This window comes from Ruegeria sp. H8 (assembly GCF_056532905.1).
Window position 1 is genome coordinate 928,341 of the sequence record NZ_JBQFNY010000001.1, and the last position, 25,277, is coordinate 953,617.

Sequence of the window (25,277 nt, forward strand, 5' to 3'; positions counted from 1 at the left end):
AGTGGAACATGCTAACATTCCGGCATGTCCACTCAGCTTCTTGGCCACAAAACTGCGCGTCAGGCGCCGGGGGTAAAGCTCCATCCGCAGATCACCCTGGAACTGGGCCGCGTGCACGAGGCATGCGGCCCCGCCCGGCGCAGCTTTGCCATGTGGCTAGCCGGTCAGACGCAGGGGCCGGTCTTGTGGATTTCCCCCGCCTGGGAACCCGGCCAGTTGAACCCCGATGGGATGATGGCCTTTGCCGATCCGGCCCGGTTCATTTTTGTTCATCCCACCCGTGCCGAAGATCTGCTGTGGTGCCTGGAGGAGGCGCTGCGCAGCGGGGCCATTCCGCTGATCATCGGCGACCTGCCCGGCGCACCGGGGCTCACGCCGATACGCCGGATGCATCTGGCCGCCGAACAGGGGGGTGCGATGGGGCGGGCTCCGCTTGGTTTGCTGCTGACACCCGGAGATGGCGGCGCGCAAGGGGTTGAAACGCGCTGGCACATGGCGGCCACCCATCGGGATGAGGCTCGGATCTGGGCTCTGACACGCCGCCGCGCCCGTGCCCTGCCCCCGGTCACATGGCAGGCCACCATGACCGCCGCCCGTGCCGGGTTACATCTGGAACGGATCGAAACCGAAGACACACCGGCATAAAGCCACACGGATCACGCAAGATGTGACTGGTCAAAACGCGGGCCGCGCCCTAGCGTCACCACATGAGCCATCCGATCCATGACAGCCGCTATTCCTGGCTTCGCCTTCTGATCACGCTCGCCATTGCAACAGTGGCGAATGTGGGCATGTGGGCCGTGATCGTGGTCATGCCCGCAGTCGAAGCCGAATTCGGGGCCGGTCGTGCCGAAGCCTCGATGCCGTACACTTTGGCGATGATCGGTTTTGCCCTGGGCAACATGTGGCTGGGGCAGGTGGTGGACCGGCTGGGCGTCACCAGCGCCCTGATCGGAGCAGCCGTCTTGAGTGCGCTGAGCTATGTGCTGGCAACGCTGGCACCGAGCATAATGTTGCTATCCGCGGCGCATCTCCTGCTGGGGCTGGGCACATCGATTGGGTTTGGCCCGCTGATCGCAGATATCTCACATTGGTTCATGAAACGGCGCGGCATTGCCGTCGCGTTGGTCGCCAGTGGGAATTACCTGTCCGGCGCCATCTGGCCCACCATGCTGTCCGGAATTCTGGCGCGGGATGGATGGCAACAGGTCTATCTGACGCTCGCCGTGCTGACGCTTGTCGTCGTCATTCCCCTGTCGCTGCTGCTACGCCGCAGGGTTCCGGTCGAGGCACACAGCACTGCCGCAGCATCCGCCCAAATCAATGCACGAAGTGTCGGTGTGTCACCGCGCGCGCTGCAATATATTCTGGGCTTGGCCGGGATCGGTTGTTGTGTCGCCATGTCGATGCCACAGGTTCATATCGTCTCCTATTGCGTCGGGCTGGGATATGGGCCCGCGGTCGGGGCCGAGATGCTGTCACTGATGTTATTGGGTGGTGTTGTCAGCCGGATCATCTCGGGTTTGTTGGCAGATCGGCTTGGCGGGGTCCTGACGCTTTTGATCGGTTCGCTCCTGCAATGTATCGCCCTGTTCCTGTTCCTGCCCTACGATGGAATGGTGTCGCTTTATGCCATCAGCCTGCTCTTTGGTCTGGCACAGGGCGGCATCGTGCCCAGCTATGCGTTGATTGTCCGCGAATACATGCCGCCGCAAGAAGCTGGTGCGCGGGTCGGGTTCGTCATGATGATGACCATTCTTGGCATGGCGCTCGGTGGCTGGATGTCAGGATGGATCTACGACCTCACCGGAAGCTACCAACTGGCGTTCGTGAATGGCATCTTTTGGAATGGTCTGAACATTGCGATCGTTCTGATGCTGCTCAGAAGATCCCGCCCCACACGGGAAAGCGTCATGGCATGATCCTTCTGACCCGTCGCAACCTGCTAGCCGGGCTGGCAACCCTGCCCCTGACCCAGGCGGCACAAGCCGCATTGCGGCCATACATCCTGTCGGATGAAGGCACCCGGGTCGGGTTCACGTTTGATCTTGCGGGGGTGACACAGTCAGGGACGATGCCGATCCGGACCGCCAATGTTCAGATTGACACAGGTCGGCTACAGAACAGCCAGGTCACGGTGACACTGGACGTCAGCAAAGCCAGAACGCGGCTTCCCTTTGCCCGTATGCCCATGCTCAGCCCCAGCGTTTTGGACGCGAAGCAGCACCCAACGATCCGGTTTGTGTCAACGGACATACAACTGGGCGCGGAAGGGCGGATATCAGATGGCGCTCGGATCACGGGTGATCTGACGGTCCGCGGCGTGACCCGCCCGATCACGTTGGAGGCCAATCTGTACCGGCAGGCAGGAAGTGCAGTGAACGATCTGAGCCGCCTGACCATTGGCCTGAAGGGCGCTTTGAACCGGCACGACTTCGGAGCTTCGGGCTATCCTGACCTGGTTGACGACACCGTCGGCCTGGACATCCGCGCCGAGATCATCCGCGCGACCTGATCGCCGAACGGCAAAAAACGACTCGCTAAAGTCGAATTGATGCGCGCATTGTGCGGCGACCCTGCCAATCTGAGACCACCATGCGCACGATCATTTCATTTGCCGCCCTGTTTCTTTCGGTCATTCTGCTTCAGCTTTCGACAGGAGGCGTCGGACCTCTCGATGCCATTTCCGGCATCACGCTGGATTTCACGACCGAACAGATCGGTCTTTTGGGGTCTTCGCACTTTCTGGGGTTTTTCATCGGCTGCTGGTGGGCACCACGTCTGATGGGCAATGTTGGTCATTCGCGCGCATTTGCAGTTTGCACCGCGTTGGGCGCGATGGGCCTCATCGGACATACGCTGACCGAAAACCCATATATCTGGGCCGCCCTTCGTGTGGCCTCGGGCACCTGCGTCGCAGGCGCATACACGGTGATCGAGGCCTGGCTGAACGCGAAGGTCACCAATGAAACCCGAGGGCGTGCAATGGGAACGTACCGGATCGCGGATATGGGTGCGTCCCTGTGCGCCCAGTTGATTATCGCCGTTCTGCCCCCGGCCTCTTACGTTTCGTACAACCTGCTGGCGATCTTGTGCTGTGCGTCACTGCTGCCGCTGACGCTGACCAAAGCAAGCCAACCCAAAACACCTGACGCGCCCCGCCTGAAACCCAAGCTGGCTTGGCGCAGCTCACCCTTGGCCGTGGCAGGCGTGATCGTGGCCGCGCTCAGTTCGGCCTCGTTCCGAATGGTGGGTCCGGTTTACGGGCAAGAGGTCGGACTTGGCGTCGATCAGATCGCATTCTTCCTAGCCTCTTTCGTACTGGGTGGTGCGCTTGCTCAATACCCCGTCGGCTGGCTGGCTGATAAATATGACCGGCGCTGGGTCCTTATCTGGCTGTCGGCTGCCGCGGTACTCAGCTGCGGCGTCACCATGGCAGCCAGCGGCACCGGAACGATCGGGGTTATGTCGGCGGCCGTGTTCTTCGGCCTGACAACCTTTCCGATCTTCTCGGTCTCATCCGCCCACGCAAACGACTTTGCCACGGCCGAGGAACGGGTGGAACTCTCGGCTGCCCTGATGTTCTGGTTTGCCTTGGGGGCAATTGCATCGCCCTACATAACCTCGACCCTGATCCAGCAATTTGGCCCGGGTGCCCTTTTTGCCTTCGTGGCGTTCGGGCATGTCTTCTTGATCGTGTTTGGTCTGGCGCGGATGCGGTCACGCCCCACCCCCGAGGAGCGCACGAATTATGTTTACGCCCCGCGCACCTCATTCACGATTGGTCGCCTTCTGAAACGGTCGCGGGAAGAGTGAAAAACTGGGCACCCCCGCTGTTCTTTGAATGTCTTTTGTGATCACCCTGGCCTTTTCGGTCGGTTCGGTATGGAACAAGGACGGGGCACTGCGACTCGGATTCAAGGCGTTGGAGTCCCTCTGCTTGCCCCAAAGCTTTGGACATGTCCCCGGAACGCGATCCAGATCGTTGCGGCAGCACGATTTTCGTTGCCTTGGGGGTCTAAATCGACAAGCAGGTCAATGCCGGGCTTTTGCTAGGCGATCACATCATGTAGACGGGCGCGCAGACAGTTACGCGGAAACGGATCATGGCTCGGATTCTCATCACCTCGGCGATCCCCTATATCAACGGGATCAAACACCTCGGCAATCTGATCGGCTCGCAATTGCCGGCTGATTTGTACGCGCGTTACCAGCGTGGCCGGGGGAACGAGGTCATGTTCCTGTGCGCCACGGATGAACACGGAACACCCGCCGAGCTGGCCGCCGCCAAGGCCGGCAAGCCGGTGGCGGAGTATTGCGCCGACATGTATGCGATTCAGGCCGATATCGCCAACCGGTTTGGCCTCAGCTTCGATCACTTCGGCCGTTCGTCCAGCGACCAGAACAAGCGCCTGACCCAGCATTTTGCGGGCAAGCTGGATGACGCGGGCCTCATCCGCGAAGTCAGCGAGAAGCAGGTGTATTCCAACGCCGATGGTCGCTTTCTGCCTGACCGCTATATCGAAGGCACCTGCCCCAATTGCGGCTATGATCGCGCGCGCGGCGACCAGTGCGAAAACTGCACCAAACAGTTGGATCCGACGGACCTGATCGAGCCGCGCTCGGCCATTTCCGGATCGACCGATCTGGAAGTGCGCGAGACCAAGCACCTGTATCTGCGTCAATCCGCGATGAAAGACAAGCTGGATGCGTGGATCGACAGCAAGACGGACTGGCCGGTCCTGACCACTTCGATTGCCAAGAAGTGGCTGCATGACGGCGACGGCTTGCAGGACCGTGGCATTACCCGCGATCTTGACTGGGGTGTACCGGTCAAAAAAGGCGATCAGGATTGGCCGGGGATGGAAGGCAAGGTCTTTTACGTCTGGTTCGATGCCCCCATCGAATACATCGCCTGCGCCAAGGAATGGGCCGATGCCAACGGCAGGACCGATGCGGATTGGGAACGCTGGTGGCGCACCGACAAGGGCGCGGACGACGTGCGCTATGTCCAGTTCATGGGCAAGGACAATGTGCCGTTCCATACACTGTCCTTCCCGGCCACCATCCTGGGCACCAACGCGCATAATGAAGAGACCGGATCACCCGAACGCTGGAAGCTGGTGGATTACATCAAGTCGTTCAACTACCTGAATTATGACGGCGGCCAGTTTTCGACCAGCCAGGGCCGTGGCGTGTTCATGGATCAGGCGCTGGACATTCTGCCTGCCGATTATTGGCGCTGGTGGCTGCTGAGCCACGCGCCCGAAAGCAGCGACAGCGAATTCACCTGGGAGAACTTCCAGCAATCGGTGAACAAGGACCTTGCAGACGTTCTGGGCAATTTTGTCAGCCGGATCACCAAATTCTGCCGCTCGAAATTTGGTGAGACCGTGCCCGAAGGTGGACAGTTCGGACCCCGCGAGCAGGCCTTGATCGAAGAGCTCACCAAACGCGTCCGCGCCTATGAAGGCCATATGGAAGCGATGGAGGTTCGCAAATCCGCGCAGGAGCTGCGGGCAATCTGGGTTGCCGGAAATGAATATCTACAGGCCGCGGCTCCGTGGTCCACGTTCAAGGAAGACCCCGAGCAGGCCGCCGCGCAGGTACGTCTTGGTCTGAACCTGATCCGGCTTTACGCCGTTCTCAGCGCGCCGTTCATCCCCGACACCTCGGCCCGCATGCTTAGCGCGATGAATACGCTGGATACCAGCTGGCCCGATGATATTGCCACCGCGCTGAACGCCTTGCCGTCCGGTCACGATTTTACCGTGCCAGACGTTCTGTTCGCCAAGATAACGGATGAACAGCGCGAAGAATGGCAGGACAGGTTCGCGGGAACCCGCGACTGATCGGTCCGGCACAATGGACTCCGGGGGGCCCGTTTCGGGCCCCTTTTGCTTGGGCCCTGCGGCCGCGTCAGGGCCTAAGCCAGCATAAGTGCTTGAACTTTTGACCTCTGCCCTGACCGGCGCGGGACTCATCACGCTTGAGATATCGGCGCAAAAAAGTCATCCTGAGATCAGGTTCCTCCGACTCGCGTCGCCGTGGCGACTGGGTCGGTATCTTTTGTTTCTGCATCGAACGAGGCTTTCGCCATGTCCCCAGCATTCCTTTCACCCAATAAGATCAGCAGGCATTTGGCCGCCGCATTCATGCTGATGTCCTTGGGTTTGGCGCATCCGGCGACCGCGCAGGAAGAAGGGGCACCGCCAAAGGTTTCCATAGCGGCGGCCTATACCGAGGAAATCACCGACGAAGCCACGTTCATCGGACGCGCCGAGGCAATCAACAAGGTCGATATCGTGGCGCGGGTGAACGGGTTTCTCAACAGCCGCGAGGTCGAGGATGGGGCGACCGTCAAAGAAGGCGACCTGTTGTTCACCATCGAACCCGACCTGTACGAGGCGACGCTTGAGGCCCGAAAGGCCGATCTGAACCGGGCCGAAGCAAATCTTGAACTGGCAAAGGTCGATCTGGCGCGCAAAGAAGAACTTTACAAACGCGACGCGACACCAGAGTCAGAACGCGACATTGCCCGCGCCAACGAACTGGTCGCCGAGGCAGAGGTGAAGGCGGCCAATGCTGCGATCCAGCAGGCCGAGCTTGACCTGAGCTACACGCAGATACATGCGCCGTTCGACGGCCGTATCGGCAGGATCACGACCAGCGTCGGAGATGTGGTCGGCCCAAACAACCCTCCTCTGGTCAATATCGTCAGCGAGACGCCCATATATGTGAATTTCTCGTTGAACGAAAAGCTCTTCACCTCAGTCTTGCAGACTTATGGTGAAAACTCGGCATCGCTGGCGGAAAGCCCGCAAAGCCCGAACGTGCACGTCATCCTGCCCAACGGCACCAAGATGGATGAAGTCGGCAGAATTGTATTCGTTGACAACCGTATCGACCCATTGACCGGCGCAATTACCATTCGCGCGCAGTTCGACAATGCGGACCGGCTGATTCTGGATGGCGCCTTTGTGAATGTGCAGATCGAAGCGCTGGAACCGACCTTGCAGGTATTGGTGCCTCAAGCCGCCTTGCAGCGCGATCAGCGGGGTGAGTTTGTCCTGGTCGTCAACGACAAGCAGATGGTTGAACAGCGCTACATAACCACCGGTGACACGGTCGGAACCGCGATTATCGTGCTGGACGGGCTGCGCGAAGGAGAAAGCGTCATTGTCGAGGGCCTGCAACGGGTTCGCCCCGGCGTCGCTGTTGACGCAGTCGTCGCCTCTGAGCAACCGGGAGAGTAACAGATGTTCTCAGCCCTGTTCATCAGCCGGCCCAAGCTGGCGCTCGTCATTTCGCTGGTGCTGACCATCATGGGCGGTATCGGATACCTTGTGCTGCCGGTCGCGCAGTTTCCCGATATCACCCCGCCCGTGGTCAATGTCTCGACCACCTATACCGGCGCAAACGCCGAGACCGTTGAAAACACCGTTGCCGCGCCGATCGAGGCGCAGGTCAACGGTGTGGACGACATGATCTACATGACGTCCAGATCATCGGACAACGGGTCCTATTCGCTGGATGTGACCTTTGAGGTCGGCACCGATCCCGACATCGCATCGGTCAACGTTCAAAACCGGGTGGCGCAGGCCATGTCATCGCTGCCAGCCGAAGTGACTTCGTCTGGCGTGGTGACACAGAAATCTTCGACCAACATGCTGATGCTGGTCACTCTGACTTCACCCAACGGGACCTATGACAGTGTGTTCCTGTCGAACTATGCCTCGATCAATCTGCGCGATGCGCTGGCGCGGGTGCAGGGCGTCGGCAAGGCCGATGTTCTGACCAACCTTGAATACGCCATGCGGATCTGGATGGACCCGGACAAGATGGCGGCGCTGTCCATCACACCGGGGGATGTCATCAATGCAATCCGGGAACAGAATATCGAAGTGTCCGCCGGTTCGATCGGTGCGCCACCCGTTCCCGAAGGGCAGACGTTTCAATACACGATTAAATCCAAAGGCCGCCTGACATCCGCAGAGGAATTCGGTGACATCGTGATCCGAACAGGTGACGCCGGTGCCATCGTCCGCGTCAAAGACATTGCCCGGGTAGAGCTTGGCGCAGAATATTATGCGGCTTCGGGCTATTTTCAGGCGGTTCCAGCAACGGTCATCGGCATCTATCAGGCCCCCGGTGCAAACGCTTTGGCGGTTTCGGAACGTGTGCAGGCGGAATTGGCGCGGCTGTCCCGCGCCTTTCCGACGGATGTCGAATATGATGTGCCCTTCAATACGACCGACTTTGTCGAGGCGTCTTTGAACGACGTGGTCTCGACCCTGATCCTGACCTTCATTCTGGTTATTTCGGTCGTGTTCGTGTTCCTGGGAAGTTGGCGCGCAACGATCATTCCGGCGGTGGCAATCCCGGTATCCCTGATCGGTACTTTTGCCTTCCTGCTGGCGTTCGGGATGTCGCTGAACACCATCTCGCTGTTCGCCTTGGTGCTGGCCATCGGTATCGTCGTCGATGACGCCATCGTCGTCGTCGAGAACGTGGAGCGCATCATTGCGGATGAAGGGTTGCCCCCTGCTGAAGCGACCCGTAAAGCAATGGGCCAGATCACGGGGCCAGTCATCGCGACAACACTGGTTCTTCTGGCGGTGTTCGTGCCGGTCACGTTCATGCCCGGCATCTCGGGGCGGCTGTATTCCCAATTTGCCATTACGATTTCGACCGCTGTCGTGATCTCCTCCATCAACGCACTGACCCTTTCGCCTGCCCTGTGCGGCTTGGTTCTTCGTCCCCGGTCCGGCCCTCCCAAAGGGGTGCTTGCGATGTTCGAAAACTTCATCGGCACCGTACGCAACGGCTATGTCGCCATTGTACGAAAGCTGTTGGTTTTTCCGGCCATTGCGCTGGCCATCGTGGTTGGGCTTGGCATGGGAACCGGAACAATCATGTCCAACACCTCAGCCGGATTCATTCCGCTTGAAGACAACGGGTATCTGTTCGTTGATGTACAGTTGCCTGATGCCGCAACATTGGAACGGACCGAGGCGGTGACCGCACGTCTGGATGAACAGATAAGTGAAATCCCGGGCGTCGCGAGCACGGTTCTGGTCAACGGTTTTTCGATGCTGAACGGCACGATCACCAACGGCGCTGCGATTTTCGTCAACCTCGAAAACTGGAGCGAACGGCAGGAAGACGATCTGAGCGCGGACGCCATTCTGGCCAAAGTGCTAGCGATCGCGAACGGTGAATCAGCGGCTTCGGTCCTTGCTTTCAACCCACCGCCCATCCAGGGCCTTGGTATGTCCGCCGGTGTCGAGATGGAAGTTCAGCAAACCGGCGGTGGCACTCCGCAGGATCTGGCATCGGCCGTGGGTTCGTTCGTGTATTCGGCCAATCAGAGGCCCGAGATCGGGCAGGCCTATACGACCTTCCGCGCCAACGTCCCGCAGCTGTTCGTTGATCTGGACCGCGAAAAAGCCAAAACGCTGAATGTCTCGGTCGCCGAGATTTTTCAGACCATGCAGGCACAGCTGGGATCTTACTATGTCAATGACTTCAACCTGTTCGGCCGTGTCTATCGCGTGATGATTCAGGCCGATGGGACCTATCGGGACAATGTCGAAGATATCGCGAACCTCTATGTCCGTTCTCAAAACGGAGACATGGTGCCGCTGGGGACACTGATCGACGTTGAAAACGTGCTGGGTCCGGTTCTGCTGAAGCGCCACAACCTGTTCCGGTCGGCCACGGTGACGGCGGTCCCTGCACCCGGCTTGTCCAGCGGCGATGCAATCAGCGTGATGACCGAAGAATCCGCAACCGCCCTGCCCCCGGGCTATGCGTTCGAATGGACAGGGACAGCGCAGCAGCAGCTGGCCTCGGGCAGTCTGGTGATCATCATCCTCGGGCTTGCCATCCTGTTCGGTTACTTGTTCCTGGTGGGTCAGTACGAAAGTTGGACCTTGCCTGTTTCAATTCTGCTTTCCGTTGTCGTAGCCCTGTTTGGGGCCGTGGCGGCGGTGGCCATCGTGGGCAGTGACATCAACCTCTATACGCAGATCGGTATGATCATGCTTGTCGGGCTGGCCTCGAAGAACGGTATTCTGATCGTCGAGTTCGCCATGGAGCAACGCGCCAAGGGGCTTTCCATCAAAGAGGCCGCCGCAGAGGCTGCGTATCAGCGTTTTCGCGCTGTGATGATGACTGCACTGTCCTTCCTGCTTGGCGTTGTCCCCCTGCTGGCCGCGAACGGAGCCGGTGCCGCCAGCCAGAAGGCGATTGGTGTCGCGGTATTTGGCGGGATGCTGGCCGCAACGCTGGTTGGTGTGATCGTGGTGCCCGTGCTCTATGCCCTGATGCAAGGCATGCGGGAATGGTTGAAGGGCAGCAAGAGCGACCCCGACCCAACGGAAAAAGCCGCCTGAACACCGAAAGCCCCATCTGAACTGATGGGGCTTTTTTGCAAATACCCTGACAGCCTCGAGGCGTTTTCAGGCTATCCCTTATGCTCGGACCGAGCGGACATCCATTGATCGATCCGCGCGATCTGCTCGGCACTCAGCCGCAAGCCCAGCTTGTTGCGGCGCCAAACCACATCTTCGGCTGAGCGGGCATACTCCTTGTCCATCAGCCACGCGACCTCTTGCGCTGTCAGGGTTGCGCCAAAATCCTCTCCCAGATCGGATACCTGTTTTGCATCACCCAAAACATCCCTTGCTTCGGTCCCGTAAGCTCTGATCAGGCGGGCAGCCCAGCTTTCGGTCAAAAAGGGATAGACCGCCAAAAGATCGCCTTTCAGGGATTCGACGGCATCCACCGGAAAATCCCCCCCCGGCAGTGCGACACCAGCGGTCCAGGGGCCGGGCAGGTTCGGAAAAAACTCACCGACCTTCTCAAGCGCGCTTTCTGCAAGCCTGCGATAGGTCGTGATCTTGCCGCCGAACACATTCAAAACAGGCGCCCCGCCCTGCGCATCGACTTTCAACGTGTAATCCCGCGTTGCAGCAGTGGCACTGCTTGCGCCGTCATCATAAAGAGGCCGCACGCCGGAATAGGTCCATACGACATCGTCACGCGTAATGCTTTTTTTGAAGTACTTTGATGCGAAGGCGCACAGGTAATCCTGCTCGGCCTCGGTGCAGACCGGTTTGGTCGACGGGTCCGGATGATCCTGATCCGTTGTCCCAATCAAGGTAAAATCCTGCTCGTATGGTATAGCGAAAATGATGCGGCCATCTTCGCCCTGGAAAAAATAACACTTGTCGTGATCGTAAAGCCTGGGCGTCACGATATGACTGCCCCGAACAAGCCGCACGCCCTCGCGAGAGTTCACGCGGATCTTGGATTGAATGATGTCGCCCACCCAGGGCCCACCCGCATTGATCAGCATTTTGGCCCGGACCACACGAGTCTCACCACTGTTCCGATCCCGAACGGACACTTCCCAAAGATCACTGACCCGCTCGGCCGAGGTCACTTCGGTTCGGACCATGATCTGCGCGCCGCGCGACTCGGCGTCACGCGCATTCAGGACCACCAATCGCGAGTCTTCGATCCAGCAGTCGGAATATTCATAAGCGGTTTCGAACTTGTCCTGCAACGGGGCCCCCTCGGGCGCTGACCGCAGGTTCAATGACGTCGTGCCCGGCAGGATTTTGCGCCCGCCCAGATTGTCATACATGAACAGGCCCAACCGGATCAGCCAGGCCGGACGCCGCCCGCGCATCCACGGCATGACCGTGCTGAGCAACCGCGAAGTCGGCGTTTCGGAATCAAACCTCATATCCTCGTGGTAGGGCAGCACAAAACGCATGGGCCAGCTGATATGCGGCATCGCGCGCAGCAGGGTTTCACGCTCGATCAGAGCCTCACGCACCAGGCGAATTTCAAAATACTCAAGATACCGCAATCCGCCGTGAAACAACTTGGTCGAGGCAGAGGACGTGGCAGAAGCGAGATCGTTCATCTCGGCCAGCGTCACCGAAAGACCTCGCCCGGCGGCGTCCCGCGCTATTCCACAGCCATTGATCCCGCCGCCGATGATGAAAAGGTCTGTGATCTGGTTGTCCGTTGACTGCATATCCATTGATTCCCTGCCTGACACGGTTGCGGGCATTAGCCAGAATGACTTTCGCTTCGTCAATGTTTATGTTCGTTTTTTTTCTTTTTGCAACACTGGTATGATTTTCAAGCAAGTTGGCTTGCCAAAGTCGACAAAAAGAACAAAAACGAAAATCAATCCTCTACACCGGAACTGCCCATGTCCTTGTCCTTTCGCCAATCCGACATTCTGGAAATCGCCAGCATCGAAGGGCGCGTTACCGTCGAGGGGCTGGCTGAACGCTTTGGCGTCACCGTTCAGACGATCCGGCGCGACCTGACCGAGCTTGCAGACGCGGGCAAGCTGGACCGGGTTCACGGGGGCGCTGTCCTCCGCTCGGGTGTTTCGAATATCGGATACGAGGACCGCCGCGCGCTGAACGCGGACGCCAAGACCCGCATCGCTCAGACCTGCGCGGCTGATATCCCGGATGGCGCATCAATTTTCATGAACATCGGAACCTCGACCGAGGCCGTGGCAAGGCAGTTGCTGAACCACAAGAACCTGCTGGTGGTGACCAACAACATGAACGTTGCAAACATTCTTGTCGAAAACCCGGACTGCGAAATCATCATGGCCGGCGGCGTTTTGCGTCGAACAGACGGGGGGCTGATCGGCAACCTGACCGTATCGGCCATCCGGCAGTTCAAATTTGACATCGCTGTCATAGGATGTTCGGCCCTCGACACGGATGGCGATCTTTTGGACTTCGACTTTCAGGAGGTTCAGGTCAGCCAAGCCATCATCGAGAAGGCGCGCCGCACTTTTCTGGTTGCCGATCATTCGAAGTTTCAACGCTCGGCCCCGGCGCGGATAGGATCAATTGCCGAGCTTGACACGGTCTATAGCGACCTGCACCTGCCCGGCAAGCTGCCAGAGCACTGTCGCGAGTGGCAGACAGATGTCATCATCTGCGACTAGAGGCGGGCAAATAACAACGTCCGCGCGAGTTGCGCGGCTTGCCAGATCGAACTTGGCCTGACACTATCCTTCATACAAGAATTTGTGCACGGGAGGGGAGGACCGGGCCATGATTGCGCTTTTATTTTCGTTGTTTATCGCCACGATGGGGCTGAACTATTTCAAGTTGACCAAAGCTGGCAACGCCTTGTTTTTCGTCACGTTGGCCATGTGTATCTACTGGCTGAAATTCCACGCCACCACACCGCTTACAATTCAACTCTGAGGGGCTTGCCATGACACCTGAACTGTCCCGCACCCTCAACGCGATCGGTATGCTTGCCGTCTGCCTTGTACTGGCCCTGGCGTTTTTCTATCAGCTTGTCCTCTATGAGCTGCCCTGCCCGCTTTGCCTGCTGCAACGTGTTGGGTTTGTTGCCGTCGGCGTAGGGCTTGGTTTGAACCTGCTCTACGGTCCACGGCCGCAACACTATGCCATCGTGCTGATTGCGGCCTTGTATGGCGGCACTGTATCGATCCGCCAAATACTTCTGCATATCGTACCCGGCACCGGGCACTACGGCTCTCCTGTTTTGGGCCTGCACTACTATACCTGGGCCGGGATCGCCTTTTCCCTTGTGTTGCTGGGCACGTCGATCATGCTGTTGTTTGATCGCCAATACGCGGACCCTTCTGGTCAGGAACCAAGGTTCGGCGGAAATGCTCTGGCCAAGATCGCGTTTTTCGTCATGCTGGCTTTGGCGGTGCTGAACGCGGGTTCGACCTTGTTGGAATGCGGGCCGGGTCTCTGCGCCGACCCGCCGACAAGCTACAAGTTGATTGACGAATTGGACGCCGGCAACTGAAGATACCGTAACCTTCCCCAAAAAGGAGGCACGAGCATGGGATTACTGGGACAGCCGCTTGGCTATTATGACTATCTGACTTTCGTGGCATTGATCCTGCTTCTGGCGGCGGTGATGGCACTGTTTCTCTTTCTCATGGGCCTTCCGGGTCGGATCGCCATCAAGCGCAACCATCCCCATGCCGAGGCCGTAAAGATCATGGGCTGGATGGGATTTCTGGCCGTGGTGCCCTGGGTCCATGCCTTCATGTGGGCGTTCCATGATGGCGTTACGGTCGACATTCGCCGTGGCCCTGACGAGGAAAAAGACGCCATTCGTGATGAAATCAAACGTCTGGGTGGTGATGTCCGGCCTGAATATCAAGGTCGTCTGGACACAGACGATCCGCAGCAGAGCTAAGGCCAGAGGAAGTCACAAAACATGTTTGTCGCCCTTGGCATCACGCTATTTTACATCATTTTCGTCTGGCTTATTTTCTTCAAGCTGGAACTGCTGAAATTCAACATCGCCTGGGGCATCGTATCCTTTTGGGTTGGCGCGCACCTGTTGCTGATTTTTCTGGTCGCATTGCGGTTCTTCCAGCCCTTCTCGGCCGACAGCCACGTGGTGCGTTCGACCATACAGATCATTCCCAAACTGACACAGCCGACGATCCTGACCGAAGTTCTTGTGGAACCCAACACACCGGTCACCAAGGGCGATCCGCTCTACCGCTTTGATGACACGGTATTTTCACTGGCGGTAGACAATGCGCAGGCGCAATTGGTCGCCGCTGAACAGAATTCCAAAATTCTGGAACAGGATGTGATCGCGTCGACCGAAGCTGTTGAACGCGCAAACGCGCAGCTGGCCTATGCGCAGACTCAGCAAGCCCGGTACGAAACTCTTGTGCCCGCCGGTGGAGCGCGGCAAGACGAACTGGACCGTTGGAACGAGCAGGTGACCGAAGACCTTGCTGCCGTCAAACAGGCCGAAGCAAATCTGGAAAAGGCGCAACTGGCCGTGGAGTCCCAGATAGACGGCGTGAACACCGGTATTCTTCAGGCAAGGGCGCAGTTGGCCGAAGCTGAGTATTTTCTTGAAAACACAACGATCTACGCGCCTGAAAACGGCATGATCGTATCGCAACAAGCCCGCCCTGGTCTGGTCGTCGGCGATGTTCGACTGGGCGCGATTGCTAGTTTCGTGACCGAGGACAGCCCCTATATCCTTGCGACCTTTCGACAGCAGAACCTGAAATTCGTGGAACCGGGGCAAGAGGTCGAAGTGGCGCTGGATCTTTACCCGGGCGAAATCCTGACGGGCAAGGTCGAGGCGATCTGGTGGGCCACGCGCCAAGGGCAACTGATCCCTTCAGGCCGCCTGCCCGGCTTTGAACTGCCGAAACTGCCCGGTCGAATTGCCGTGCAGATCACCGTCGATATCCCGGAAGGGCACACTTTCCCGGCTGGCGGCCACGCCGCCGTGGCGATCTACACCGGCATGGGCAAAAGCTTTGAGTTCCTGAGACGCATCAACATCCGTCTCTATTCCTTCGCCAACTTCATTCGACCGCTGGATATCTGAGGATGCGCGCCATGACACTCCGCCGGTTGATGGGAACTGCACTTTGCGCCGCCACCTTCGCGGCCTGCACGCCCGTGGGGCCCGATTTCGTGCGCCCGAACTCTCCGGTCGTCAAGCAATGGATCGAGGTAAACAGCCCCAGCGTCGGCCAAAGCGGCCTGACATCGCGCAGCGCACCCGTGGTCAAATGGTGGGAAACATTCAATGACCCAACCCTCAACCGTCTGATTGCCGAAGCTTATGCCCAGAACCTGACGCTTCAGGTCGCGGGAGCGCGGGTGCTTCAAGCGCGGGCACAGTTGGGGATCGCTTTCGGCGAATTGTACCCGCAATCCCAGGCCATAGGCGCGTCTTTGCAGCGGCGGCAAATCAGCGACAATCTTGGGCCTGTTGCCGATATCAACCGGATCATCCCCCTGGATACCGAATTCTCGACGTCTCAGGTTGGGTTCGACGCCCAATGGGAGCTGGATGTCTGGGGCGCACAACGGCGCGGCGTGCAGGCGGCGCGGTCGAATCTGGCTTTGCAGGTCGCAAACTATGATGACGCATTGGTGACACTGACCGGCGACGTGGCCGCGCTCTATGTCAATATCCGCGCGTTGCAGGAATCGTTGGCGGTCGCCCGGGAAAACATCAAATTGCAGCAGGAATCGGCGGACCTGACCCAGCTGCGGTTCAACAACGGGGTCACGACCGAACTGGACGTTCAAGAATCCACTGCCTTGCTCAACAATACCAAGGCCTTGGTGCCCGAGTTGGAAAGCGACCTGCAACAGACCAAGAATGCGCTGGCCGTGCTGCTGGGGGCTACGCCGTCCCGGATGACCAACCTGCTGGGGAATTCCGGCCGTATCCCGTCAGCGCGAACAAATGTGGCCGTTGGGGTGCCGGCAGAATTGCTGCGCCGCCGCCCGGATGTCCGCGCGGCGGAACTGGCCGCTGCGACTCAATCGGCGCAGGTGGGTATCGCGATGGCTGACCTGTATCCTCAGTTCGTGCTGTCGGGCGCGATCGGTTTGCAGGCATCGGGCGGGCGCGATCTGTTCAGCGGCAACAGCACCACCGGTCTGGCCAGTGCCGGCGTGGTCTGGAACGTGCTCAACTATGGCCGCATCAAAAACAATGTCCGCGCGCAAGATGCGGCATACCAAGCGCTGATTGCCAATTATCAGAATACCGTTCTGACCGCGTATTCCGAGGTGGAAAGCGCGATGGTCGCCTATGCGCAAGCGCGAAAACAGGTTGGGTTCTATCAGAAAAGCGTCGAAGCTTCGCGCAAGGCCGCAGATATCGCCGTAAGCCAGTACAGGGATGGAATCGCCAGCTATTCTCGCATTTTGAACACGCAGACCGCGCTTTTGCGGTCGCAGGCAAATCTGATCGAAGCGCGGCAGCAGGTGTCCAGCAATCTGGTTGCCGTTTACAAGGGTCTGGGCGGCGGATGGCAGATCCGGCAAAACCAGGAATTCCTGCCTGAAACCGTGCTGGCGGAAATGGCCTATCGCACCGATTGGGGCGATCTGCTTGAAAAAACCCCGACCCGGGCCAGCCTGAACTAGGCGCTACTTGGTCAACCCGCGCAGCCCACCCGAGATCAAAATATTGACCTCGTAAAGGATGCGGGGCGCAGCCAGCCCGCCGGGGCTAGCCAGATAGTTGGGGCTCCATTCCGGATCGAATTTCTGTTTGAAGGCGCGCAAACCTTCAAAATGATAGAACTGCTCACCATGTTCATAGACAAAGCCGCCGATGCGGTTCCAAAGTGATGCAAGCTGACGGTTTTCGATGCCTGAGAACGGCGCCGCACCCAATGAGAACCAGCGGAACCCCTGCTGCGATCCCCAGTTCATCATCTCGGCAAAAAGCGCATCCATGACAAAGCTCGGGCTGTCAGGCTCATAGCGCATCAGATCCAGCGACAACTCGGATTTGTTGCCGCCCTGAAACAGGTTGGCAAAGGCCATGATCTTGCCTGTCTTACCGTCACGCAGAACCGCATGATCGAAATATGACAGGTACTGATCGTCAAAGCCCCCCAACGCAAAGCCCTTTTCGGCACCCGCCTTTTGCGCCAGCCAATGGTCTGAAATCGCGCGCAGTTCCGGCAAAACCGGGGCCAGGTCTTCTTTCGGGATGATCTCGAATACATAGCCCTCCCTCTCGGCCCGGTTTCTGGCCTGTCTGAACCGCTTGCGCGACTTTCCGTCCAGCGAGAAATCCTTGAGCGGAACCCGCGCGACCTCACCAATCTTCAGGATCGACAGGCCCAGATCCAAAAATGTCGGCAGGTATTTGGTTGAAACACTGTAGAAGGCACACAGTTTTCCTTCTCGGTCCGCCATTTCCCTGAGTTGCCAGATCAATTGCCGCCCCGCCGTTTCATCGCCAACCGGCTCTCCCTTCGAGATCAGAGCGTTGCCCGTGTCTGCATACGCAATGAATGCGGTCTGATCCGGTGAGATGAGGAACTGCTTGTCACCGGTAAGCGAGATTTGGGATTCGGTATCTTCGCACTCCATCACAAGCCGTTCAACGACCTCGGGGATTTCCGTGCGCACAGGCGTCGGAATCTCTCGCCCGAACAGAGAGTTCACGGCCACGACGCCCACGATCACCGCCACGATGAGGCTGGAGCGCAAAAAGCGCGAAGCGTCACCGTTCCAGGCAAACTCCCACCACAGGGCGTTCTGGTACTCGACATGGGAATAGGCGAACAGTCCGATCCAGAATATCACCGCCAGCAGCGCCACGACACTGACCAACCAAGGAATATTCAGCCTGAAGATCGACGCGCCACTGACCCGATAAAACGCCCCGCGGAACATCGCCAGAAGGCCAATCGTGCCCAGCATCGACAGCGCTTCGTGAGTGTCCAGCCCCTTTGCCAGCGAGGCAAAGAACCCAGCCACCATCAACAGCATGGCCACCACCCATGCGCGGTAGAGCTTTCGAAACAAACCGCGGGACACCAACAAAAGCAGCACGCCGACAGCACTGCCGGCAAGGTGTGATGCCTCGACAAACGACAGCGGCAAGACCTCTCTCAGAACGCCAAGGTTCTGCGTGCCCGCTGGCAATGCGCCGGACACCAGCAAAACCACCCCTGCCACGGCCGCAACCCCGGCTGCCACCATCGGAACAATGGGACGGATGACCCGATAGACCCATGTTGCGGCGCCGCCGATCCTGTGCCTTTGCGTCAGTGCGGACGCGATCGCAATGGACACGCTGGCGATGCCGAACGGCAAGAAGGTGTAAACGACACGATACAGCAACAAGGCTGCGATCACATCCGAACGTCCCGATGCCCCAAGCCCCGCGATCAGCGTGGCTTCGAATACCCCAAGCCCGCCCGGTGCGTGGCTGAGAATTCCGACGGCGATGGCGGCGATGTAGATCGTGAAGAAATAGGGATAGCCAACGCCCAGATCGTCCGGCATCAGGACATAGAGCGCCATGGACGCGCCAACCAGATCTCCGATGGCGGCCAGTGTCAGAAGACTGGCCAGTTTGCCACCCGGTAAGTCAAACCCGATACCGGCGACGGCCAACCGCCTGCCGCCGCTGGACAACCATATGAACATCGCGACCAATGCCCCCAAAAGGCACAGCCCGATGACGGTTTCCACCGTTTTGCTGACAGGCATCACTTTCGAGATCCCATCCGGATGCACGGTCAGCAACACACCCAGAACCAGAACAAGCCCCATCCAGAACGCGACCCAGGACGTTGCTATGACCCCGGCCACCCGCCCCAGATCCAATCCCAGCGACGCATATATCCGATACCGGATCGCCGTTCCGGTAATGTAGGAAAAACCCAGACAGTTCGACACGGCATAGCCGCTGGCCCCTGCCATTCCGGCAACAGGCAATGGCACTTTGCCGCCCGCCACGCTTTGCACGGCAAACACATCATAGAACGACAGCGACAGGAAACTGAACGCGGTCCAGCACAATGCGAAAAACATCAGTTTCCACGACGTCGTTGCGATATCGGTCTGGACATCTGACCATTTCACATGCGCCGACAAATCATGCAGAACCGTCAGCGCGATCCCGGTTACGAGAACCGGTATCGCAATCCGCAGCCAGGGTTTTTCCAACATGGCCGTAAGCTTTTCGGCCCAGTGCACGGCCAGAGGTTCACCGTCACTATCCGCATTGGTCATGCTGCACGTCCCCGCCAGTTTCTGATCGCAGATACCACGCGCGGCTCACCCGCCCGTCGACGATTCAGACTTCATTTGCCAACGGACTCTGGCACATTTTGGTTTTATCTCAAAGCGCTAGAGCCGCCCTTTGCGAGTTGACAGCAAAAGGTTCGTTTCCGAACGCGTCACGCCGTCGATCCTTCGAATCTGAAACAGAACCTCATCCAGTTCGGCCAGGGTTTCCGTACTGATCTCGGCGATCAGATCCCAACTGCCATTTGTCGAATGAACTGCCGTCACCTGACGCATGGCTCCGATCCGGGCCATGACGCGTTCCGTCCCGCGCCCCTCGATCTCGAGCATCATCAACCCGCGCACCGGGCTTTGCGCCAGATCGCGACGCGTCAGGACGGTAAAGCCGACGATTTCACCGGACTGTTTCAGCCGCTGCAACCTGCTGCGGACCGTGGTGCGAGTCACGCCCAGTGTTTCCGACAGCTCTGACAGGCTTGCCCGTGCATCCCGTTGCAACGCATTGAGCAGCCGATTGTCCAATTCGTCCATGGCATCTTCTCATAAAGGATTTTCCGAGACCATTTTGAGCATTTTGCCGACTTCACGCAAGACAGTCCGACGGCCTAAATGAACACATGGAAATCAAGGATATCATACTGGTCGGCGTCCCAATGGACGCCGGGAAACGTCGTCAGGGATGCCGGATGGGACCTGATGCGTATCGCGTGGCAGGGTTGGATCAAGCACTGTCTGATCTTGGTCACACCGTTCACGATTGGGGCGACGTGCAGGCCGAAAACGTCGACATTCCCCAACACCCGCACCTGTTCGCCCTGCCCGAATGCGTGGGGTGGACGCGCGCTCTCAGCAAAGCTGCGCAAGACGCGGCGGGTCAGGGCATTCCGATTTTCATGGGGGGTGATCACGCCCTGTCCATGGGTACGGTGGCCGGGATGGCCGCCCATGCCGCTCGGATCGACCGCCCTCTTTTTGTACTGTGGCTTGACGCCCACAGCGACTTTCACACTCCGGACAGTACCGGCAGCGGCAACCTGCATGGAACGCCGGTGGCATATTTCACCGGCAGACCCGGATTCGAGGATTTCCCACCTTTGCCCGCCGTCATACCGACGGATCGCGTCGGCATGATCGGATTGCGTTCTGTTGACCCGGCGGAACGGGCGGCGCTGGAGCAAGACCGCGCCATGCTGGCGGATATGCGCAGCATTGATGAAAACGGTATCAAAGCCCCCCTTTTGGCCTTTCTTGATCGCGTGAAAGCGGAAAACGCTCTGCTACATGTTTCTTTGGATGTCGATTTCCTCGACCCGGCAGTGGCCCCCGCGGTCGGCACGACCGTGCCCGGCGGTGCAACCGAGCGCGAAGCCCACCTGGTGATGGAACTGCTGCATGAAAGCGGGCTTGTCTGCTCGCTGGACCTGGTCGAGTTGAACCCGTTTCTGGATGACCGGGGCCGAACCGCAAAACTGATGGTCGATCTGGCCGCCTCGTTGATGGGTCGCCGTATCTTCGACCGTCCCACCCGGAGTTTCTGATGCTGTCTCTTCAAGCGCCATCTGCCGCCGTCATGATCCGGCCGCACGCTTTTGCGTCGAACCCGGAAACGCGCGATGACAATGCCTTTCAAACGCTGAGCACCGCATCCGCCCAGGCCACGTCGGAAGCGGCCAGGGATGAACATGATCGGGCGGTGCAGCAATTGCGCGACGCCGGTGTCACTGTTCATGTGTTTGACGATTTTGGCGACCTCAACACACCTGACAGCGTTTTTCCAAACAACTGGTTCTCGACGCATCCCGGCGGCCATGTGGCGATCTACCCAATGTTCGTACCATCGCGCAGACGCGAACGCCGGACCGATGTAATCGAACTGCTCAAACAGGAATACCGTGTGCAGGATGTCATCGACTATTCCGGGCTGGAACAAGACAACCTGGCCCTGGAAGGGACCGGCGCGATGGTGTTGGATCACGTGGCCCGTATCGCTTACACGGTGACGTCCAATCGCGCCGATCCGGTCCTGTTGGAACGGTTCTGCACACATTTCAACTATGAACCAATCGCCTTCGAAGCCCGCGATGCCAAGGGCCGGGATGTTTATCACACCAACGTTTTGATGGGTATCGGCACGCATTACGCCCTGATTTGCCTCGACATGATTTCGGACCCGGCCCGCCGCATGACCGTTCGCAATCGGCTGGAAGAATCCGGTCGAACGGTCATTGACCTGACGCATGACCAAATTGCCGAGTTCGCAGGCAACGCCATTGAACTGACCGGACGGGATGGGTTGGTTCTGGCCCTGTCCAGCAGGGCACTTGCCGCCCTCACACCAGACCAAATCGCAACAATCCAGTACAGTGCAACACCGTTGCCGCTGTCCGTTCCAACAATTGAAACCGCCGGTGGGTCCGTGCGCTGCATGATTGCAGGCGTTCACCTTGCCCGCCGATAGGAGAGCACCATGCAACCTTCAGACAAGGCCTTGGTACCATTCGTTTCCGTCGACAACATGATGCGACTGGTACACCACATTGGCGTCGAACAGATGATCACGCAGATTGCCGCTCAGATCGAGGCCGATTTCAAACGATGGGAAAGCTTCGACAAGACACCTCGCATTCCGGCGCATTCTCCTCATGGCGTAATTGAGTTGATGCCGACTTCGGATGGTGAGGCGTACGGGTTCAAATACGTGAACGGCCATCCCAAGAACACCTCCGAGGGGCTGCAAACAGTAACTGCATTCGGTCTGTTGGCAGACGTCTATACAGGATATCCGACGCTGTTGACGGAAATGACAATGCTGACCGCGCTGCGCACGGCTGCGACTTCGGCATTGGTCGGGCGCTATCTGGCCCCGAAAAATGCAAGGACAATGGCCATGATCGGCAATGGCGCACAGTCCGAATTCCAGTGCCTGGCCTTCAAGGCAATGTGCGGGATCGACACCGTTCGGCTTTATGATATCGATCCGAATGCCACGTCGAAATGCGCTGCGAACTTGCAGGGCAAGGGCCTGACCGTCATCCCTTGCAAGACGCCGGAAGACGCCATTGAAGGTGCCCAGATCATCACCACCTGCACGGCAGACAAGAAATACGCAACGATCCTGACCGACAACATGGTCGGGCCCGGCGTGCACATCAACGCCATCGGAGGCGATTGCCCCGGCAAGACCGAGTTGCATCGCGACATCCTGTTGCGTTCGGACATCTTCGTCGAGTACCCTGAACAAACCCGGATCGAAGGCGAAATTCAGGCGCTGGACGCGGATCACCCTGTGACCGAGATGTGGCAGGTCATCACCGGCGCCGCCAAGGGGCGCACCGATGAGCGGCAGATCACTTTGTTCGACAGTGTAGGCTTTGCCATCGAGGATTTCTCGGCCCTGCGCTATGTGAAACAGGCGATTGAAGGCACAACCTTCTTTGAACCTCTGGACATGTTGGCCGACCCGGACGATCCGCGCGATCTGTTCGGAATGTTGATGCGAGCTGGATAGCACGCGATCTTGGGGGCTCTGCCCCCGCCGCGCTGCGCGCGCCTCCCCCGGGATATTTTCAGCCAGATGAAGCAGGGGATCCGAACTTCATCTGGCCAAAAATATCCCTGAGCGCGAGGCAGAGCCTCGCTTCCGAGCTATCCCGCAAGCGATGGCAGGTAGAGGACAATACCCGGGAATGCCACAAGCATTGCGATGGTCAGGGCGTCAGCGATGAAAAAGGGCGTGACGCCTTTGAACACATCTTGAACGCTCAGGTCCGGGCGCACACCGGCAACGACAAAGCAGTTCAGCCCGATGGGTGGTGTAATCAGGCAAAACTCGGCCATCTTGACCACCAGAATGCCAAACCAGATCGCACACATCGGGCCGGACATTCCAAACGCGCTGTCGGCGGCACTGACGGTCTCACCACCATTCAAGGCCATTACCGCCGGATAGACGACGGGCAAAGTCAAAAGCAGCATCCCGATCGCGTCCATGAACATGCCCAACACCGCATATGCCAGCAGAATGCAGATCAGGATCATCATGGGCGACATTTCGAGCCCCGTAATCCAATCCGAGAAGGCACCCGGAAGGTCGGCGAACCCAAGAAAGCGGACATAGATCAGAACGCCCCAGATGATCGAAAAGATCATCGCCGTCAGTTTGGCGGTTTCCAAAAGCGCAGATTTGAACTCGGCCCAGCGCATTCCGTGGAACAAGGCGAAACAGAATACGATGAAGGCGCCAATGGCACCGCCTTCCGTCGGAGTGCCCCATGCTTTTTCACCAAACGGGTTATAGACAAAGCAAATGATAATCAGAATGACGGCGACAATCGGAATGGCACCGGGAAGTGCTGCAAAGCGCTGTTTCCAGGAAAACCCCGTGACCGGCGGGCCAACGGATTTGAAGATCACTGCAATCCCAACGATCAGAAGGCCGTACACGATTGCGGAAAACGCACCCGGAATGAACCCCGCCAACAGCAGTTTCCCGACATCCTGCTCGACGATGATCGCGTAGATCACCAGGATGGCCGAAGGCGGGATCAGGGAGGCCAGCGTCCCGCCCGCGGCAACCACGCCTGCTGCAAAGCGTTTGTTATAGCCCACCTTCAACATTTCCGGAATCGCGATACGGGCGAAGACGGCGGACGTCGCAACCGAAGCTCCGGACACCGCAGCGAAGCCGGCCGTGGCGAAAACGGTCGAAACCGCCAACCCGCCGGGCACCCATGCGACCCAGCGTTTTGCGGCCTCGAACAAAGCGCGGGTAAGCCCCGCGTAATATGCCAGATACCCGATCAGGATGAAGGTCGGAATCAGGCTGAGAGTGTGGGACGCGACCTTGGAATGTGGCACCTGCCCCGCGGTCTTGACCGCCACTGTCAGCGCCTTGCCAAACCGTTCCGGATCGTAACCGAACTTGGCCCAGAAAATCCAAACCAGTCCGACAAGCCCTGCCAAACCGGCTGCAAAGGCAACCCGCATGCCCGCCACGACGAGGACCAGAAGGCCGCCAGTGACCCAGAGGCCAATATCAATCGTGTCCATCTATCAGTCCTGCCCTTCGAACTGTTCGGCCTCGGCCGCCGCCTGCGCCGCTGCATCCTGTATCAACGGAACGGCCGCCGGAGCGTCCAGCCCCAGCCAGAACGCCCGACCATACCCCCAGACTTGCAGCGCAAGGCGGAGGCAGAGAACGGAAAAAGCAACGGGTGCCAGCAGCTTGGCCGGCCACAAGGGTATACCGATGTCGATCGAACTGTCCCGGCTCCACATTGGGGCGCCAAAATCAAAGGACCGGTCGAAATGAGACCAACTGCCCCAAACCAGAGCCAGCATCAGGATCAGGATCAGAACCACCGAGAGCAATTCGAACAGCCACAAAGCCCGACCATGCAAGCGGGAAATAACGATATCCATCCGGATATGCCCCCCATCACGCTGAACATATGAAATGCCCAGAAAAGCGATGAGAGGCATCGCCTGTTCGATCCAGTCCACATAGCCCGGCAAAGGAGCATTCAGCGCATTTCGGCCACTGACCGACACAACGGCCAATACCATCAGTGAAAAAACCGCCAATCCGCTGATCAGTGCCAGAAACCGTTCGAGCACGAGCAAACGCTGATCCAACTGGCTCAGACGGCTGCCGTCTACCAGAACCGTGGCTTGTCCTGCCAT

The 25,277-nt window shown here is 58.6% G+C and carries 21 protein-coding genes; 16 read left to right on the forward strand and 5 right to left on the reverse strand.

Annotation, left to right across the window (positions count from 1 at the left end):
* Positions 1–24 precede the first annotated feature (24 nt).
* The 7 genes from ACR0A2_RS04600 to ACR0A2_RS04630 all read left to right on the forward strand — a co-directional run bounded on the left by ACR0A2_RS04600 (position 25) and on the right by ACR0A2_RS04630 (position 10,397).
* A complete protein-coding gene (locus ACR0A2_RS04600; protein WP_171228593.1) occupies positions 25–645 on the forward strand; it encodes an ImuA family protein in 621 nt (206 codons plus the stop codon).
* 62 nt (positions 646–707) lie between these two features.
* Positions 708–1,922 (forward strand): MFS transporter, encoded by a 1,215-nt coding sequence (locus ACR0A2_RS04605; protein ID WP_171231782.1) that lies wholly within the window; start codon positions 708–710, stop codon positions 1,920–1,922.
* On the forward strand, positions 1,919–2,515 hold the full coding sequence (locus ACR0A2_RS04610; protein ID WP_480834185.1) for a YceI family protein: 597 nt from the start codon (positions 1,919–1,921) through the stop codon (positions 2,513–2,515). Before ACR0A2_RS04605 ends, ACR0A2_RS04610 begins: the two co-directional genes overlap by 4 nt.
* An 80-nt stretch (positions 2,516–2,595) precedes the next feature.
* On the forward strand, positions 2,596–3,816 hold the full coding sequence (locus ACR0A2_RS04615; protein WP_152457741.1) for an MFS transporter: 1,221 nt from the start codon (positions 2,596–2,598) through the stop codon (positions 3,814–3,816).
* 290 nt (positions 3,817–4,106) lie between these two features.
* Complete coding sequence (metG, locus tag ACR0A2_RS04620; RefSeq protein ID WP_480834187.1) at positions 4,107–5,852, forward strand: methionine--tRNA ligase; 1,746 nt, start codon at positions 4,107–4,109, stop codon at positions 5,850–5,852.
* A gap of 303 nt (positions 5,853–6,155) precedes the next feature.
* Positions 6,156–7,256, forward strand: coding sequence for an efflux RND transporter periplasmic adaptor subunit (locus ACR0A2_RS04625; RefSeq protein ID WP_171639648.1), 1,101 nt, complete (start codon positions 6,156–6,158; stop codon positions 7,254–7,256).
* A gap of 3 nt (positions 7,257–7,259) precedes the next feature.
* The gene (locus ACR0A2_RS04630) at positions 7,260–10,397 is read left to right on the forward strand and encodes an efflux RND transporter permease subunit (protein WP_152457738.1); all 3,138 of its coding nucleotides are present in this window, start codon (positions 7,260–7,262) and stop codon (positions 10,395–10,397) included.
* A gap of 71 nt (positions 10,398–10,468) precedes the next feature.
* Here ACR0A2_RS04630 and glpD read toward each other — a convergent pair whose 3' ends face one another.
* On the reverse strand, positions 10,469–12,052 hold the full coding sequence (gene glpD / locus ACR0A2_RS04635) for a glycerol-3-phosphate dehydrogenase (protein ID WP_480834471.1): 1,584 nt from the start codon (positions 12,050–12,052) through the stop codon (positions 10,469–10,471).
* A gap of 180 nt (positions 12,053–12,232) precedes the next feature.
* On the opposite strand from glpD, the gene ACR0A2_RS04640 reads away from it, so the two are divergent.
* The 6 genes from ACR0A2_RS04640 to ACR0A2_RS04665 all read left to right on the forward strand — a co-directional run bounded on the left by ACR0A2_RS04640 (position 12,233) and on the right by ACR0A2_RS04665 (position 16,967).
* Positions 12,233–12,994 (forward strand): DeoR/GlpR family DNA-binding transcription regulator, encoded by a 762-nt coding sequence (locus ACR0A2_RS04640; RefSeq protein ID WP_480834189.1) that lies wholly within the window; start codon positions 12,233–12,235, stop codon positions 12,992–12,994.
* Between the two features lie 109 nt (positions 12,995–13,103).
* A complete protein-coding gene (locus ACR0A2_RS04645; RefSeq protein WP_171116330.1) occupies positions 13,104–13,259 on the forward strand; it encodes a DUF5993 family protein in 156 nt (51 codons plus the stop codon).
* A gap of 10 nt (positions 13,260–13,269) precedes the next feature.
* Entirely contained in the window at positions 13,270–13,839 is a 570-nt protein-coding gene (locus tag ACR0A2_RS04650; RefSeq protein WP_480834190.1) for a disulfide bond formation protein B, read from the forward strand.
* A 36-nt stretch (positions 13,840–13,875) separates the two neighbouring features.
* Positions 13,876–14,238: a DUF3302 domain-containing protein gene (locus tag ACR0A2_RS04655; RefSeq protein WP_152457735.1), complete on the forward strand. Its 363-nt coding sequence runs from the start codon at positions 13,876–13,878 to the stop codon at positions 14,236–14,238.
* A 21-nt stretch (positions 14,239–14,259) separates the two neighbouring features.
* A complete protein-coding gene (locus ACR0A2_RS04660; protein WP_152457734.1) occupies positions 14,260–15,405 on the forward strand; it encodes an HlyD family secretion protein in 1,146 nt (381 codons plus the stop codon).
* Positions 15,406–15,416: 11 nt separating this feature from the next.
* Positions 15,417–16,967, forward strand: coding sequence for an efflux transporter outer membrane subunit (locus ACR0A2_RS04665; RefSeq protein ID WP_253283777.1), 1,551 nt, complete (start codon positions 15,417–15,419; stop codon positions 16,965–16,967).
* A gap of 3 nt (positions 16,968–16,970) precedes the next feature.
* Here ACR0A2_RS04665 and mprF read toward each other — a convergent pair whose 3' ends face one another.
* Positions 16,971–19,580, reverse strand: a complete 2,610-nt coding sequence (gene mprF, locus ACR0A2_RS04670; protein ID WP_480834191.1) for a bifunctional lysylphosphatidylglycerol flippase/synthetase MprF — start codon at positions 19,578–19,580, stop codon at positions 16,971–16,973.
* Between the two features lie 117 nt (positions 19,581–19,697).
* Positions 19,698–20,126: an Lrp/AsnC family transcriptional regulator gene (locus ACR0A2_RS04675; protein ID WP_152457732.1), complete on the reverse strand. Its 429-nt coding sequence runs from the start codon at positions 20,124–20,126 to the stop codon at positions 19,698–19,700.
* Positions 20,127–20,212: 86 nt separating this feature from the next.
* Between ACR0A2_RS04675 and rocF the strand changes: the two genes are divergently transcribed.
* The 3 genes from rocF to ACR0A2_RS04690 are packed head-to-tail and all read left to right on the forward strand — an operon-like array spanning position 20,213 to position 23,103.
* On the forward strand, positions 20,213–21,133 hold the full coding sequence (gene rocF, locus ACR0A2_RS04680; RefSeq protein WP_480834192.1) for an arginase: 921 nt from the start codon (positions 20,213–20,215) through the stop codon (positions 21,131–21,133).
* The gene (gene ctlX / locus ACR0A2_RS04685; protein ID WP_480834194.1) at positions 21,133–22,053 is read left to right on the forward strand and encodes a citrulline utilization hydrolase CtlX; all 921 of its coding nucleotides are present in this window, start codon (positions 21,133–21,135) and stop codon (positions 22,051–22,053) included. Before rocF ends, ctlX begins: the two co-directional genes overlap by 1 nt.
* A gap of 9 nt (positions 22,054–22,062) precedes the next feature.
* The gene (locus ACR0A2_RS04690; protein WP_171639652.1) at positions 22,063–23,103 is read left to right on the forward strand and encodes an ornithine cyclodeaminase; all 1,041 of its coding nucleotides are present in this window, start codon (positions 22,063–22,065) and stop codon (positions 23,101–23,103) included.
* A 137-nt stretch (positions 23,104–23,240) separates the two neighbouring features.
* Here the strand turns inward: ACR0A2_RS04690 and ACR0A2_RS04695 are convergent, their stop codons facing one another.
* Together ACR0A2_RS04695 and ACR0A2_RS04700 are read right to left on the reverse strand one after the other, a co-directional pair.
* The gene (locus ACR0A2_RS04695) at positions 23,241–24,644 is read right to left on the reverse strand and encodes a TRAP transporter large permease (protein WP_171633021.1); all 1,404 of its coding nucleotides are present in this window, start codon (positions 24,642–24,644) and stop codon (positions 23,241–23,243) included.
* Positions 24,645–24,647: 3 nt separating this feature from the next.
* Positions 24,648–25,277, reverse strand: a complete 630-nt coding sequence (locus ACR0A2_RS04700; RefSeq protein ID WP_152457727.1) for a TRAP transporter small permease — start codon at positions 25,275–25,277, stop codon at positions 24,648–24,650.